Below are 15317 nucleotides of genomic sequence, written 5' to 3'. Positions count from 1 at the left end.
GATCAGCCTCCCCGCATCACGGAAGCGAGCGACGGCCAGTTCGGCAGCGGACCGGCCTCGAGCGCCGGAGCCTCGGTGCGCTCGGCCACGCGCAGCTTGGCGGAACGGGCGCGCGGATTGTTGCTGACTTCCTCGCCGCCGGCGATGATCGGGCGCTTGTTGACCAGCGTGAAACGCGGACGATCCTGGGAAACCTCCGGAACATGCCGCGAGCCGCCGCCGGTCTTGCTCCGCTCGACCATGAAATTCTTGACGATGCGGTCTTCCAGCGAATGGAACGACACGACCGCCAGGCGTCCGCCCGGCTTCAGCACGCGCTCGGCCGCGGCTAGCGCGATGTGCAGTTCGTCGAGCTCCTCGTTGACGAAGATTCGCAGTGCCTGGAAGGTGCGCGTCGCCGGATGGATCTCGCCGGGCTTGGCCCAGACAACTTTCGAGATGATCGCCACTAGTTCATGCGTGGTCGTGATCGGCGCTTCCGCACGCGCAGCGACGATGGCCTTGGCGACGGCGCGGGAATAGCGCTCCTCGCCGAAAATGTAGATGATGTTCGCAAGATCGGCTTCCGACGCGGTGGCCACGACATCGGCCGCGGTCGGTCCGTCATGGCCCATCCGCATGTCCAGCGGGCCATCAAAACGGAACGAGAAGCCGCGTTCGGACTGGTCGATCTGCATCGACGACACGCCGACATCCATCACCACGCCGTCGACCAGCGCGTCGCCCTGCGCGGCACAGACGTCGGCGAGATGCGAGAAGCGGTCCTCGACCAGCGTCAGCCGGCCGTCGGAACGCTCGACGAGGTCGAAGCCGCCGGCGACCGCGGTGCGGTCGCGGTCGATGCCGATCACCCTTGTGCCGGGAGTTTCGAGAAACATGCGGGAATAGCCGCCTGCGCCGAAGGTGGCATCGACATAGACGCCGCCGGCATGCGGGTTCAACGCCGCGACGGCCTCGCGGCCGAGCACCGGAATATGGCGGACCTCAGGCGTGCTCATGCGCCCGCTCCGAAGCGGAGCGGCGTCGCCCGGAGGCGCAATGTCAAACCGGACACCGAGTGGCCCATGTCGCCTCAACTGTCGGCACGCCGCCCGGCCCTTCCGTTCGAAAGACCGCAGCATTGCGCAATACCCGGTCCCTTTCGACGCGCCCGCGAGAGCCGCACGCAGTTCCGCTGTTCCGCATGGATGCTGAAAATGGGCCACGCCGGGGACGTCAAAGAGGACTTCGACCGACCCCAGGGGCCGGCTTTTCACCCCTCAGTAACGGCGTTTAGCGTTAAGAAAGGGTTGATGGGCGGGTACACAATTGAGGCATTTGGTACCGGCTTAGGTTCCATTGCCATCTGATGCGCAGGCGTTCACACGGCTCGAAAACGCTGGACAGGTGTCACCCAACCGTTGCACGGCGGCGCGCGGGCCGGGATAGTGCGCGGAGCAGCGTCGACCACCGTGCTGCGTCTCTCTCAAAGTTCGAGTGCCGCCATGTCTTCCGGTTCGTTTACCCCTCCCGACGTGCGGCGCCGCGTCCTGCCGCTGCCGAAGGGGGCGGCGGATGTCCCGCTGTTCAATCCGGACTCCTCGGTCGTCTCCGACATCATCCCGTCGGCGAATTTCGGCGAGCGTAACGACGGCCTGGTGCCGGACATGATCGTGCTGCATTACACCGGGATGCCCGACGCCGAAGGGGCCATCAACCGGCTGTGCACGCCGGGCACCGACGTATCGGCGCATTACATCGTGCTGGAAGACGGCCGCGTCGTGCAGACGGTGCCGGAGTCCAAACGCGCCTGGCATGCTGGGCTCGGCTTCTGGGCAGGCCAGACCGACATCAATTCGCTGTCGATCGGGATCGAGATCATCAACCGCGGCCATGACTGGGGCTACCCGGACTATCCGCCCCGCCAGATCGCCGCCGTGACGGCGCTGTGCCGCGGCATCCTGCTGCGTCAAGAGATCCCGGCGCACCGCGTGCTCGGCCATTCCGACGTCTCGCCGGCCCGCAAGAAGGATCCCGGCGAGAAATTCCCGTGGCATTCGCTGGCCAATTCCGGCGTCGGCCACTGGGTCCGCCCCGCCCCGATCACACCGGGCGAAACCATCAGGCTCGGCGCCGAGGGCGAGCGCGTGCTGGCGCTGCAGCAGGCGCTGGCGCGCTACGGCTACGGCATCGAACTGAGCAGCCAGTACGACACCGCGACGATGGAAGTGGTCACCGCGTTCCAGCGCCACTTCCGCCCCGAGCGGGTCGACGGCATCACCGACCATTCGACGCTGACCACGCTGCAGGCGCTGCTCGGCAGCCTGCCGGCTTGACGGCGGCCCCCGCAGCCCCCATGGCTTGCGCATCAGTCGGCTGGACGGCCGCTCCCGCTACGGTCGAAAGGCTGCGGGAGAGGAAAGTCCGGGCTCCATCGACATACGGTGCCGGCTAACGGCCGGCGGGGGCGACCCCAGGGAAAGTGCCACAGAGAACGAACCGCTTTCCGTAACCCGCAAGGGCGAGGCGAGTAAGGGTGAAAAGGTGCGGTAAGAGCGCACCGCGTCTCCGGCAACGGAGACGGCATGGCAAACCACACCGGGAGCAAAACCGAATAGGGACGGCAACGCAGTCAGTTCGCCCGGGCGAAAGCCCCGGCGATAACACTTCAGGGCGATGTCTTGCTCGCTGTCCGGGTAGGTTGCTTGAGGCCCCGTGCAAACGGGGTCCCAGAGGAATGGCCGTCACGTATCGTTCGGGCAACCGGACGGTGCCCTACAAAACCCGGCTTACAGGCCGGCTGATACTTTTTCGCGACAACGAGGGGTCCGGTGTACAACGCCGGGCCCCTCGCCAGTTTAAATGCTGTCATTCCGGGATTCCGGGTTCGCTCGGGCTTCGCCCTCGCGTCCCGGAATGACGCGCGCAATCAATGCGCGTCGCCGGTCGCCGCGTTCTTCGGCTTGTTGAGCAACAGCACCATGAAACTGAGGCCGATATAGAAGCACGACAGCAGGAAGAACGAATCGCCAAAGCCCATCACCGTGGCCTGGCGGTGAACGATCTGGTTGAGCTGCTTCAGTGCCATGAGGGGCGCGTCGCCCAGCCCCTGGAATTTCTGCGTGAAATTATTCAGCGTCTCGACCGCCATGGCGTTGCCCCAGGTCACCTTGTCGTGCAGCCGCGAGATGTGGAAATCGGTGCGGTGGTCGAGCGCGGTGTTGATGAGCGCCAGACCCAGCGCGCCGCCGAGATTGCGCGTCAGGTTGAACAGGCCCGAGGCATTCTTCAGCCGGTCCGGCGCCAGCGTGCCGAGCGCAATGTTGTTGACCGGCACCATCGCCAGCATCATGCCCATGCCGCGCAGGATCTGCGGCACCAGCAATTCGTAGAAATCATAGTCGCGGGTGACCCATGTCATCTGCCAGGTACCGGCCGCAAATAGCACGAGGCCGAGCGCGATCAGGTAGCGCAGATCGACCTTGGTCATCAGCCGGCCGACGATCGGCGCCATCACGAACATCGAAATGCCTGACACGAACATCGTCTCGCCGATCATCAACGCGCTGTAGCCGCGCACTTCGGCAAGGTAGCGCGGATAAATATAGGTCAGGCCGTACAGGCCGATGCCGATGCAGAACGAGAACAGCGAGCCGAGCGCGAAATTGCGATCGCTGAAAGCGCGGATATCGACGATCGGTTCGTGCGCCGTCAGAACCCGCCAGAAGAACAGCACGCAGGTCACGACGCAGATCACCGCGCAGATCAGGATCGAGGTGTCGCCGAACCAGTCATTGCGCGGGCCCTCTTCCAGCACATATTCCAGCGTGCCGAGAAAGCCCGCCATGAAGCCCAGACCCCACCAGTCGAAATGGTCGAGCAGCGCCAGATCGGGCTTGTCGAAATCGACCAGTGCCAGAACGCCCACGGTGATCCCGATGCCGGGCACGACGTTGACGAAGAACAGCCAGTGCCACGACATCAAGTCGGTAATGTAGCCGCCCACCGTGGGGCCGACGGTCGGCGCCAATGTCGCCACCAGCCCGATGATCGGCGCCACGATATGAAACTTCGAGCGCGGGAACACGGTATAGGCGGAGGCGAACACCGTCGGGATCATGCCGGCGCCGAGAAAGCCCTGGATCGCGCGCCATATGATCATCTGCTCGATCGACGAGGCGAAGCCGCACATCAGGGATGCAAAGGTGAAGCCGGCGGCCGAAATCGCAAACAGCATCCGCGTGCCCAAGGCGCGCGAAAGAAAGCCGGACAGCGGGATCGCGATCACTTCGGCGATCAGATAGGCGGTCTGCACCCACGACACTTCGCTGGACGACGCCGACAGGCCGGCCTGGATTTCCGACAGCGAGGCCGAGACGATCTGGATGTCCAGGATCGACATGAACATGCCGAACACCATGATCAAAAACGCGATCAGCCGCTTCGGCGGGATCCTGTCGGATGCGGCCGCGCCGGGAATGGCGCCAGGCGTCGCGGTGGTGGAGGCGGCCATGGTGGTCCTGACTACAATAACTCGTCACTTTCAGCGATGCTCTGACACCTCTCCCCGTTGGGGAGAGGTCGATGCCTGAGCGCAGCGAAGGCGTCGGGTGAGGGGACGCCGGCTGATCGATGGCGCTCGGCCCCCTCACCCGCCCGGCTACGCTGCGCTTCGCCGGACGACCTCTCCCCAACGGGGAGAGGTGAAAACCACTGCCATCCCGACGTAATCTACAAAAAGTCGAGTTGCTACTTCACCGCTTCGGCGCCGGGCTTGGTATTGATGCGGACGTAGACCGACATGCCGGCACGCAGCAGGTTTTCGCGGGCGACGTCAGCCGGCACCTTGAGGCGGACCGGGACGCGCTGCACGATCTTGGTGAAATTGCCGGTGGCGTTGTCCGGCGGCAGCAGCGTGAACACCGAGCCCGCGGCCGGCGCGAGGCTCTCGACGGTGCCTTCGATGGCGCGGCTGGAATCGGCGTCGAGCTCGATCGAGACCGGCTGGCCGGGCTTCAGGCGGCGCAGCTGCGTCTCCTTGAAATTGGCGTCGATGAAGACGTTGTCGAGCGGCACCACATTGGCGAGCCGCTGACCCACGGCAACGAAATCGCCGGTGTTAACGAGGCGGTTGGCGAAGATGCCCTCGACCGGCGCCTTGACCTCGGTGAAGGCGAGGTCGCGCTCGGCCTTGTCGAGCGAGCTCTGCAATTCGGCAAGCTGTGCGCGCGCCTCGGCCTGCTGCGCCTTGGTGACTTCGACATTGTCACGCGCAGCATCGACGGCGGCCTTCGCCGCCTGCACCGAGGCGGCGCTCTGGTCGCGCGAGGCCTGCGAGGTCTCGAAGATTGCTTTCGATGCAAAGCCGCGGGTGCTCAGCGCATCCTGACGCTCGAAATCGAGTTGCGAACGCTTCGACATCGCTTCCGCCGAAACAAGCTGCGCATTGGCCTGCTCGACCGAACTCTGCATCGCGATCACCTGACGCCCGATCCGCTCGACGGTGGCCTGCTGGGTGGCGATCTTGCGGCGCGCGGCCTCGACCGCGATGCGATAGTCGCCGTCGTCGATCTTGAACAGCACGTCGCCGGCTTTCACGCGGGTATTGTCACCCGGCACGATGCTGGCGATGTGGCCGGCGACGCGGGCCCCCATTGTGGAATTGTTGGCGCGGACATAGGCGTCATCGGTCGATACGATAAAGCGGCCGACCAGATAATAATTGATGCCCCAGACCACCGCGGCGACCGCCAGCAGGCCACCGACGCCGAGCAGGATGAATTTCTTCTTGCCGGACTTCGGCGCTGCCGCCGGATGGACTTGCGCGGCAGGCGCTTCCGGGGCGCGCTCGGCAGCGGGAAAATCTGCGGGACCGCGCGCGGCGTCATCCGGCGACGCATACGCCTCGGCGGAAGCCGACACGACGTGCACGGGCGCGTTGGAGGCAGCATCCGGCTCGGGACGAAGTCGTGCAGCCTGGTCGCGCGGTCCGGCCATCGAGGCCTCCTGAAAAGGGTCATCGGAAAGCCGCCCGCCAAGGCCGTTTCCCGCTTGCTGACCTCCAAATTATATTGACCGAACGGTTCGGTCAAGCTAGATTGCTCACGGAAGCAGGTGACTTTCGACAAGGTTTCGAAAACGTGATCGCTGCATCAATCTGGTAGCAGGCTCAGTATGTCCGATTTGCAGCACGCCACCCTCTCGATCGTCGGCGAAGAAGACAGCGCCAAGCGCCGCCAGATTCTGGACGGCGCGCGGGCCGTGTTCATGAATCTCGGCTTCGACGGCGCCAGCATGGGCGAGATCGCCCGCGCCGCAGGCGTCTCGAAAGGCACGCTCTATGTCTATTTTACCGACAAGTCCGCGCTGTTCGAGGCGATCGTCGCGCAGGAAGTGCTCGAACAGGGCAAGATCGCGTTCAACTTCGATCCCGCGCGCGACACCGAAACCACGCTGCTGGAATTCGGCACCGCCTATATCCAGTTGCTGTGTCGCCCCGGCGGCGGCTCCTCGACGCGCACCGTGATGGCCATCGCCGAGCGGATGCCGGAAGTCGGCCAGCGCTTCTACAACAACGTGGTCGCGCTGACGATCGGCCGCCTGGCCAGCTATCTCGAGGCGCGGGTGGCCGCGGGTGACCTCGCGATCGAGGACTGCTCGCTCGCGGCGTCGCAGTTCATGATGTGCTGCCAATCTTCGCTGTTCATGCCGTTCATCTTCCAGGCGGCGCCGGCGCCGTCGCCCGAGCAGATTGCAACAGTGGTGAGCAGCGCCGTGCGGATGTTCCTGGCGGCCTATCGCCGGGCGAACTGACTACTCGTTCTTGTAATCTTCCGCGTCGTCATAGGCCGCCTTGCGGCCGGACGGTTTTGCGCCGCGGCCTCCGATCGATCCCGTGACCGACGTGTCGCGCCCGGAATAGGTGCTGCGCGGCATGGCGCGCGAGGCGATCTCCTCGCCGGACACGGCGGCCGGCTGACAGACGATACGGCGCGATTTGCGGCGCATCAGGTCGACATGGATGTGGTCGTAGTGAAACACGTTGGAGCCCGGCGCCAGCACGGTGTTGAACACCTGGCACGCCGCACCCTGCACGTCGCGCAGGAAGCCCTGCTCTTCCGGCAGGCCCTTCCAGCCGCCCTTGACGGTGATCTTGCGACCATCGGCGAGCGTGAAGGACGCGATATCCAGCGCGTTGCCGAAGGCGTGCTCGGAAATATGCGCTTTGGAACTGCCGTTCATGCCGCGGCACGAATAGGCCGATATCTGTTTGATCTCGACGACGCGTGCGCCGAACCAGCGTTGCGCCGCGGGCTGCACCGCCTCCGCCAGCCACTTGTCGAGCGCCGACACGATCGGACAGGCCAGTGTCGCCACCGGCTTCAGCGCCACCGGGCCGACGGCGCCGGTGACATTGCCGGGACCTGGGCCGAGCCGCGGCTGTTCATAGGCTTGCAGCGGCGGCGACTGCACACCGGAGCCGTAGCGGCCATAGAGCGGGCGACGCTGGGTCGATGCCGGCTCGGGCGCCGGCTCCGAGGGCAGTTCGACCTCGTCCGGCTCGGCCACGCCCGGCGCATTCAGCGAGATCGGGCCGTTCGACGCCGCGCCATAGCCGGACGGCGGCTGCGCAGCGGCGGCCGGATAGGAGTTCGGATAGTTGCTGGCCGGGTAGGAATTCCCGGCCCGCTCCACCGGCTGTGGCTGCACCGGCCAGCGCGGCTGGTTGCCGGCATTGCCGACGCTGCCGGGCGGGCGCAGACTTTCATTGGCAAAGCCGAAGCTGCTGTTGCTGTCGCCGAGGGCTGCTACTTTCAGCGGAAATTCGGCGCCGCAAACCCCCGGTCCGGAAATCGGGTCGATCCGAACGAGATCGGCCCCCTCTCTCACGGCTCCGGATTTCAGACATGCGACTTCTGCCTCGGCACGCCAGGGTTCGCGCTCTTCGGTCTGGAACAGACCGCGACCACAACCCGCAAGCGATACAAGGACGACGGAGCCGACGAGATACAAACGAATTCCGCGCGTCATCCCGTCAATATTGAGGAAATGCCTTAAGGACTCTTCAACGTCCGGAATTCGCGCCTAATTCGCCAAGCCGGCTTGGGCAGGTTCTCGCCCCACGGAGGTTGCCCGCCGATAGACCGATTGACAGCACCGACCGCCCATGGGCCTCATGCGGCAACTCGACCGTGGCCGGCACGACTCGGCGCAGCATTCTGGGAAAACGTCCATGCGAAAGATGATCGCCGCAACCCTTGGCGCCGCTCTGTCGGCTGCCCTCCTGCTGGCCCAGCCGGTCGCAGCCCAGACCCCGATCAAGATCATGGTCGGCGGCATTGACAAGCAGATCTATCTGCCTGCCAAGCTCGCCGCCCAGCTCGGCTTCTTCAAGGAACAGGGCCTCGACGTCGAACTGTTCAACTCCACCTCCGGCTCGCAAGCCGCGACCGCGCTGCTGGCGCGCGAGGTGCAGGGCGTGGTCGGATTTTACGACCACACCATCGACCTGCAGTCGAAGGGCAAGTTCATAACCTCGGTGGTACAGTTCGCGGTGGCGCCGGGCGAAGTTGTGCTGGTCAAGTCTGCCGATGCCGAGAAGCTCAAGGACCCCGCCAACTGGAAGGGCCAGGCACTCGGTGTGACCGGACTCGGCTCGGCCACCGACTTCCTGACCCGCGCGCTGGCCGCCAAGGCCGGACTGAAGGTGCAGGACTATTCGCTGGTGCCGGTCGGCGCCGGCGACACGTTCCTGGCCTCGATGCAGCAGGGCAAGATTGTCTCCGGCATGACCACCGAACCGACGGTGGCGCGCGCGGTGAAGAACGGCACGGCCAAGGTCGGCATCGACCTGCGCACCCCGGAAGCCACCCGCGCGGCGCTCGGCGGCGACTATCCGGCCGCCTGCCTGTATATGGACCGCGCCTGGATGGAGGCCAACAAGGAGACCGCGCAGAAGGTGGTCAACGTCATGGTCAAGACACTCAAGTGGATGCACAGCCACTCGCCGGAAGAAATCGCAGCCCAGATGCCGAAGGACTACTATGCCGGCGAACTCGACCTCTACATTCAGGGCCTGCGCGAAGGCCGCGCACAGTATTCTCCGGACGGCATGATGCCCGCCGGTGCCCCGGAATCGGTTTTGAAGGTGCTGACCAGCTTCTCGCCCAACCTGCAGGGCAAGACCATCGACCTCGCCAAGACCTACACCACGGATTTCGTCACCAAGGCCAACGCGACGCAGTGAGGGACTCGTCGTTCAGGGGCGCGAGCGGCGAGAGCCGACCGCGAACCCGGAATGACACCCTTGGTTTCCCCGTTCGCAATCGAGAAATTTCGCATGACCCCCTCTCCGTCCGCCATCGAGCTCAAACACGTCGCCCGGCGCTTCGTCACACCGTCGGGCGAATTGCTGTCGGCGCTGGAAGACTTCGACCTCACGATCGCGCCCGGCGAATTCATGGCCATCGTCGGCCCCACCGGTTGCGGCAAGTCGACCACGCTGGGGCTGATCGCAGGCCTGGCCAGGCCGCAGGCCGGCGAAGTGACCCTGTTCGACAAGAAAGTCTCCGGCGTCGATCGCCGCGTCGGTTTCGTGTTCCAGCAGGACGCAGTGTTTCCGTGGCGCGACGTGCTGCATAATGTGATGGCGGGGCCGCTGTTCCGCGGCATTGCCAAAGACAAGGCGGAAGCCGAGGCGCGCGACTGGATCATCCGCGTCGGCCTCAAGGGCTTCGAGGGGCACCACCCGCACCAGCTATCCGGCGGCATGCGCAAGCGTGTGGCGCTGGCGCAGACCTTCATCAATAATCCGCAGGTGCTGCTGATGGACGAGCCGTTCTCTGCGCTCGACGTGCAGACCCGCGAATTGATGCAGGAGGAATTGCTGCAGCTGTGGGCGCAGGCGAAATCCGCGGTGCTGTTTGTCACCCACGACCTCGACGAAGCCATCCTGCTCGCCGACCGCGTCGCGGTGCTGACCACGCGCCCTGCACGCGTCAAGTCGGTGCACACCATCGACCTGCCGCGCCCGCGCGACGTCGCGACCCTGCGCTACGACGAGCGCTTCATCGCTATCGCGCGAAAGATCAACGACGACCTGCGCGAAGAAGTGTTGCGAGCGAGGGCGGGACACTAACGTGTCCGGGGAAACTGACATGACCGAGTCCAGCATCATCACATCCCTGCCCGCCGACCCCAAGCTCGAAACCGCGCTGCAGCGGATGCGCCGGCACGACCGGCTGGTGCTGGCGCTGCGGCTCGCCGTCCTCGTCTTCCTGATCGGCGGCTGGGAACTCGGCGTGCGCACCGGGCTGATCGACCCGTTCTTCTTCGGCCAGCCCACCGGCATCGTCGTCAAGCTGATCGACTGGTTCCAGAACGGCACCTCGATCGGGCCTTTGTGGAAGCAGATCTGGGTGACCATCTACGAGGCCGGCGCCGGCTTTCTGATCGGCGCGGCAATGGGCATTTTCTTCGGCATCGCGCTCGGCCGCAACCAACTCCTGTCCGACGTGTTCTCGATCTACATCAAGGTCGCCAATTCGATCCCGCGCGTGGTGCTGGGCTCGATCTTCATCGTCGCCCTCGGCCTCGGCGCGGCGTCTAAAATCGCGCTGGCCGTGGTGATGGTGTTCTTCGTGGTATTCGCCAATGCTTTTCAGGGCGTGCGCGAGGCCGACAAGAACCTGATCGCCAATGCGCGAATTCTCGGGGCGTCCGACTGGCAAATGACCCGATCGGTGGTGATTCCTTCGGCGCTCTCCTGGATCCTCGCCAGCCTGCATGTAAGCTTCGGCTTCGCGCTGGTCGGCGCCATCGTCGGCGAGTTTCTCGGTGCGCGCGAGGGCATGGGCCTGCTGATCGCCACCGCGCAGGGATCGTTCGATTCAAACGGCGTGTTTGCCGCCATGATCGTCATCGCCGTGGTGGCGCTTGTTGCCGAGTGGATACTGACCATGCTTGAGAACCGGCTGCTGACCTGGCGGCCGGATGCAACGATCCACGAGTGATCGCCTGCTCGTCCTCTGTTTTTCCAAGCAAGGCCTCAAAGTCACTCTCCGCACGGAATATGCGGTCACGCGCTTGCTGGTTTTCCTGACTGCCATTTAGCGTAAGCGAGGTCCTGTCACACGAAACCCAGGGCGCCTCGTTTCCGAACTCGACCTCCCGTCGGGCGCGACGACATCGCCACGAAACAGTTCTCCCGGGCAACGAAACCATTTAGCGCCCTTCGCGCCAACTTCCTGAAACCTCCGCTTTGTACTGATCACGCCAACGAGACGCCGAACCGGCGCTCACAGAGGCGCTCAAACGGAGACACACCATGACCACCTTCGCTGAATTTTCGCTGACCAGCCGCCGCACCGCCGCAGTTCTTGGCGCGCTCGCCATCGGCACGCTGGCCTTCACCCCCGCGCAGGCCGCGCCGCTGCCGCTGTTTCCGTTCTTCATGACGCCGCCCGCGCAGTGGCAGCCCGCGCCGCAGGCACCGACCTATCAGACACCGCAGGCCGAGGACGACAGCGTGGCGGTCGCACAGCCGGCGCGATTCCGCCGCCAGATCGTCACTTACGCCACCCGCGAGGCGCCCGGCACCATCATCATCGATACGCCGAACACCTATCTGTATTACGTGCTCGGCAACGGTCAGGCGATGCGCTACGGCATCGGGGTGGGCCGCGACGGCTTCACCTGGTCCGGCGTGCAGACCGTCACGAAGAAGGCCGAGTGGCCGGCCTGGACGCCGCCGCCGGAAATGATCGCGCGCCAGCCCTATCTGCCGCGACACATGGCCGGTGGTCCCGGCAATCCGCTCGGCGCCCGCGCGATGTATCTCGGCGGCACCATCTATCGCATTCACGGCACCAACATGCCGGAGACGATCGGCACCCAGGTGTCGTCCGGCTGCATCCGGCTCACCAACCAGGACGTCTCGGACCTGTATTCCCGGGTGAACGTCGGCACCAAGGTAATCGTGCTGCCGATGGATCGCCGCGCCGACAATGCGGCAGGCAAGCGGGGCTGATGGACGAAGTTGCTCACGACGCACTTCGTGCAGTAACAATTGCACACATTCCAGCAGCCAAACAGGCGCCCCGCGCCATGCGTGGGGCGCTTTGCCGCCGCACTGCATTGCTGTAGTCTCCCGCGATATTCAGCGGGGAATTGATGCGCCTTAGAACTATTGTCATTGCGGTCGTGCTGGTGGGCGTTTCTTTCGTCGCCGCCCTCAAGGTCATGGACTATCTCTCGCCGCGCGGCGCCGGGCCGGCGCCGGTACTGGTGCAGATGCCGCCGCTGCCGGCGGCGCCGCGCATCTCGAGCATCATCGCGCCCGTCGCCATCACCCTGAATGCCATCCGTGACGCCGCCGAAAAGGGCGCACCGCGCAATTTTGCGGGCGATGCGCCTAATCCGGTGCCGCAGATCCTGCAGAATGCCGAGATCAAATGGAGCGCGGCGCGCGGACCGATAGGTGCTACCGGGGCCGCCGATACGCTGACGCTGGCGACGCCGCTGAACGGCACGCTCAACGTCACGGGCGCCCTGTCGTCCAATGTACGCGATCAGCTCGGCGGCGCGCTCGGCAATCTGCTCGGCGGCAATGTCGCCAAGCAGCTCGGCAGCATCAATATCAAGAACCTCAACGCCAATGCCGAGATCCGCGGCAATGTGGTGCTGACCGCCCGTCCGCAGCTCACCGCCAACTGGCGCGTCGAGCCCGGCCTCGCCGCTCAGGTCAATCTCGGCGACACCAGCGTGACGATGGCCGGCGCACGCCTGAGCGTGCCGGCGCAGGTCAAACCTATGATCGACAAGACCGTCAACGAGCAGATCGCCGCCGTGCAGGCCCGGCTGCGCAACGATCCCGCGCTCGAACAGAACGCGCGGCGCGAATGGGCCAAACTGTGCCGGTCGATCCCGCTGCAGGGTGCCAGCGCCTTGCAGGGCCTGTTTCTGGAAATGAAGCCGGTTCGCGCCGTCGCCGCACAGCCGCGCGTCGATGCGAGCAACGTCACGCTGACGCTGGGCGTCGAAGCCGAGACCCGGGTGACGGCGAGCCAGACGACACCGGAGTGCCCGTTCCCCGCGACGCTGGCTATCGTGCCGCCCGGCCCCGGTAAACTCAGCATCGCCGTGCCGGTCGACATGCCGTTCACCGAGATCAACAAGATCATCGAGACGCAACTCGTCGGCCGCAGCTTCCCGGAAGACGGCTCCGGCGCGGTCGGGATAACCGTGAAAAAGGCGAATGTGCAGGCGTCGGGCGACCGGCTGCTGATCTCACTGCTGGTCAGTGCAAAAGAGAAGAAGAGCTGGTTCGGTCTCGGCGCCGAAGCCACCGTGCACATCTGGGGCAAACCGGCGCTCGATCAGGCGACGCAGGTGCTGAAGCTGACCAATACCGAACTGGCGGTGGAGTCGGAAGCAGCGTTTGGCCTGCTCGGCTCGGCCGCCCGCGCGGCCATGCCGCTACTGCAGGACGCGCTGGCGGAACGCGCGACGATCGACCTGAAGCCGTTCGCCAGCAATGCGCAAAAGAGAATCGCATCCGTGATTGCCGACTTCCAGCAGAACGCCAACGGCATCCGCGTCGGCGCCGAGATTACCAGCCTGCGGCTGGCCGGCATCTCATTCGATTCCAGGACGCTGCGGGTGATTGCGGAAGCGGACGGCGCCATCAACGTCGCGGTAACGGCGCTGCCGGCATTGTAGCCCGGATGACAATCCGGGACCGGCCTGTCGTAAATCGGGTCCCCGGATTTCGTCGCCGCGCCGCAGGCGCGACAACTTCATCCGGGCTACTCAATCGCAAAGACCGCGCCCGTTGCCGGACGCGCTCTCGCTTGACGATATCGGCGAGCGTTAGTTCGTCGCATATTTGAACGCGGACATCGCCTTGAGCTGGTCCTTGGTGGCGCTCAGCACGGCATGGTCGGGATACCACGGATTGGGCTTTGCCGCCGTCGCAGTCGTCGCCGAGCCCGTTGTGGTCGCGGTGGCTGCGCCAGTTGTCGTGGTCGTAGCGGACTTGTTCATGCCACCGGTGGCCGTCGCAGCGGTGGTATTGACGACCGGCTCATTGACAAACTTGATCTTGTCGAACGGCACGGCGACCAGTTGCTCGCCAACGCCGAGGAAGCCGCCGACGCCGATGACAACGGCCTTGATGTTACCGCTCTTGTCGGTGAGCAGATCGTTGATCGAGCCGAGGCTCTCATTGCCGTCATTGTAGACGTTGAGGCCGACGACCTTCGAGGTACGCCAATTGCCGTTGTAGCTGGAGTCAGAAGCCGTAACGGCGGCGACAGGTGCCGTCGTGGTCGGTGCTGCGCTCTGCGCGAAAGCGGCCGACGCCAGCAGGGCCGATCCCAGCAGTCCAGCCGTCATATATTTCGTGAACATATGTTCCTCCTGTTTGAGTTTGCCCATGTGAAACGCCGGGCCGGCACGGCCGTTCCAGTTCCATCGCCAGATTTACCAAGCAGGATGCTTTAAACGGTGCAGTCGCCGCGCCAAGCGAGGTGTGGTGCTGCAACTGCACTGCGCTACCGGGAGAAACGCCGCCAGTTCCGGACGCGGAAGTGGCGGCGACCACGCGGCGTCAATTAATTCAGCTCGTATAATTGATCAGCAGCGCAGAGAAGGATGACTTGCTGGTCGCCGAGGCGCTATTGCCGGTCGCGCTATACGAACCGGCTGATGTTGCGGCCAACGACTCCTGCAATGTCTCGAGCAGTTTTTGCAGCGCCGTTTCGGGATCGGTCGTCGTAGCGGTGGCGTCGGTCGCGTCGGTGCTGGAATTGTCCGCCGGCGGCGGACCCGGCGGCGGGCCGCCTGCTCCGCCGGGACCTCCGGCGAACGCAGCCTTGAACACGCCCTGCAATTCGGTCGCCTGATCCGACGTCAGCTTGCCGCTGGCGACCTGAGCGTCGATCAGGTCGTCGATCGCCGTCTTGAGATCGGCCGGCTTCGATGCCGCGCCGCCCGATTGGCTCGAAGCGTCGCTCTTCAAAGATTTGTCGATCTCGGCGAGCGCCGACGACAGCGCGTCGGAATCCGTTGCGTTGACTTTTCCGGAGGTGAGTTCGGCCTGCAGCTCCTGCTGCAGTTTCTGTAGTGGCGTCAGATAGGCGCTGCTGCTTGAGGCGGAGATCGGGGTCATGCTAGGCTCCAGTGGCTTGGACAACACCGGCACCCTGTCGCCCGCATGGTTAATCAAGCCTTGTTGTGGCCCCACCGACATGTTGCCTGCTGTTGCAGAAGCCGCTTCAGCAACATGACGAAACAAAAATCTTCAGCACGCGCCTGAAAACACGGCCAAAAGAGTCCGC

General features: G+C 64.7%; 13 protein-coding genes and 1 other RNA gene. 8 read left to right on the top strand and 6 right to left on the bottom strand.

Annotated features, from left to right (window positions below):
- Positions 1-2 precede the first annotated feature (2 nt).
- Positions 3-998 carry a 16S rRNA (cytosine(1402)-N(4))-methyltransferase RsmH gene (rsmH, locus tag FIU28_RS09320; RefSeq protein ID WP_143572666.1) on the bottom strand — a complete coding sequence of 332 codons (996 nt, stop codon included), beginning with the start codon at positions 996-998 and terminating at the stop codon, positions 3-5.
- Positions 999-1484: 486 nt separating this feature from the next.
- Here rsmH and FIU28_RS09315 point away from each other — a divergent pair, with 486 nt between their 5' ends.
- Both FIU28_RS09315 and rnpB read left to right on the top strand, forming a co-directional pair.
- On the top strand, positions 1485-2315 hold the full coding sequence (locus FIU28_RS09315; protein ID WP_143572665.1) for an N-acetylmuramoyl-L-alanine amidase: 831 nt from the start codon (positions 1485-1487) through the stop codon (positions 2313-2315).
- 32 nt (positions 2316-2347) lie between these two features.
- Positions 2348-2787, top strand: an RNA gene (gene rnpB / locus FIU28_RS09310) — RNase P RNA component class A.
- Between the two features lie 121 nt (positions 2788-2908).
- Here the strand turns inward: rnpB and FIU28_RS09305 are convergent.
- Both FIU28_RS09305 and FIU28_RS09300 read right to left on the bottom strand, forming a co-directional pair.
- Positions 2909-4492, bottom strand: coding sequence for a DHA2 family efflux MFS transporter permease subunit (locus tag FIU28_RS09305; protein WP_143572664.1), 1584 nt, complete (start codon positions 4490-4492; stop codon positions 2909-2911).
- A gap of 236 nt (positions 4493-4728) precedes the next feature.
- A complete protein-coding gene (locus FIU28_RS09300) occupies positions 4729-5976 on the bottom strand; it encodes an HlyD family secretion protein (RefSeq protein ID WP_143572663.1) in 1248 nt (415 codons plus the stop codon).
- A gap of 177 nt (positions 5977-6153) precedes the next feature.
- On the opposite strand from FIU28_RS09300, the gene FIU28_RS09295 reads away from it, so the two are divergent.
- Positions 6154-6792 carry a TetR/AcrR family transcriptional regulator gene (locus FIU28_RS09295; RefSeq protein ID WP_143572662.1) on the top strand — a complete coding sequence of 213 codons (639 nt, stop codon included), beginning with the start codon at positions 6154-6156 and terminating at the stop codon, positions 6790-6792.
- Here FIU28_RS09295 and FIU28_RS09290 read toward each other — a convergent pair whose 3' ends face one another.
- Positions 6793-8010 (bottom strand): extensin-like domain-containing protein, encoded by a 1218-nt coding sequence (locus tag FIU28_RS09290; RefSeq protein WP_143572661.1) that lies wholly within the window; start codon positions 8008-8010, stop codon positions 6793-6795.
- 202 nt (positions 8011-8212) lie between these two features.
- Here FIU28_RS09290 and FIU28_RS09285 point away from each other — a divergent pair, with 202 nt between their 5' ends.
- The 5 genes from FIU28_RS09285 (at position 8213) to FIU28_RS09265 (ending at position 13698) form a co-directional block, all read left to right on the top strand.
- On the top strand, positions 8213-9226 hold the full coding sequence (locus FIU28_RS09285) for an ABC transporter substrate-binding protein (protein ID WP_143572660.1): 1014 nt from the start codon (positions 8213-8215) through the stop codon (positions 9224-9226).
- A 93-nt stretch (positions 9227-9319) separates the two neighbouring features.
- Entirely contained in the window at positions 9320-10117 is a 798-nt protein-coding gene (locus FIU28_RS09280) for an ABC transporter ATP-binding protein (RefSeq protein ID WP_143572659.1), read from the top strand.
- A gap of 85 nt (positions 10118-10202) precedes the next feature.
- Entirely contained in the window at positions 10203-10991 is a 789-nt protein-coding gene (locus FIU28_RS09275; RefSeq protein WP_246660989.1) for an ABC transporter permease, read from the top strand.
- Between the two features lie 314 nt (positions 10992-11305).
- On the top strand, positions 11306-12007 hold the full coding sequence (locus FIU28_RS09270) for a L,D-transpeptidase (RefSeq protein ID WP_143572657.1): 702 nt from the start codon (positions 11306-11308) through the stop codon (positions 12005-12007).
- Between the two features lie 143 nt (positions 12008-12150).
- Positions 12151-13698, top strand: a complete 1548-nt coding sequence (locus tag FIU28_RS09265) for a DUF4403 family protein (RefSeq protein WP_143572656.1) — start codon at positions 12151-12153, stop codon at positions 13696-13698.
- A 150-nt stretch (positions 13699-13848) separates the two neighbouring features.
- On the opposite strand, the gene FIU28_RS09260 is transcribed toward FIU28_RS09265, so the two are convergent.
- Together FIU28_RS09260 and FIU28_RS09255 are read right to left on the bottom strand one after the other, a co-directional pair.
- Positions 13849-14388: a PRC-barrel domain-containing protein gene (locus FIU28_RS09260; protein WP_143572655.1), complete on the bottom strand. Its 540-nt coding sequence runs from the start codon at positions 14386-14388 to the stop codon at positions 13849-13851.
- Positions 14389-14596: 208 nt separating this feature from the next.
- On the bottom strand, positions 14597-15274 hold the full coding sequence (locus tag FIU28_RS09255; protein ID WP_368039340.1) for a hypothetical protein: 678 nt from the start codon (positions 15272-15274) through the stop codon (positions 14597-14599).
- Between the last annotated feature and the right edge of the window lie 43 nt (positions 15275-15317).

Source organism: Tardiphaga sp. vice154, assembly GCF_007018645.1.
Lineage (GTDB): Bacteria > Pseudomonadota > Alphaproteobacteria > Rhizobiales > Xanthobacteraceae > Tardiphaga.
The sequence above is the reverse complement of the archived record's forward strand: the minus strand, read 5'-3'. Positions and strand labels throughout refer to the sequence as shown.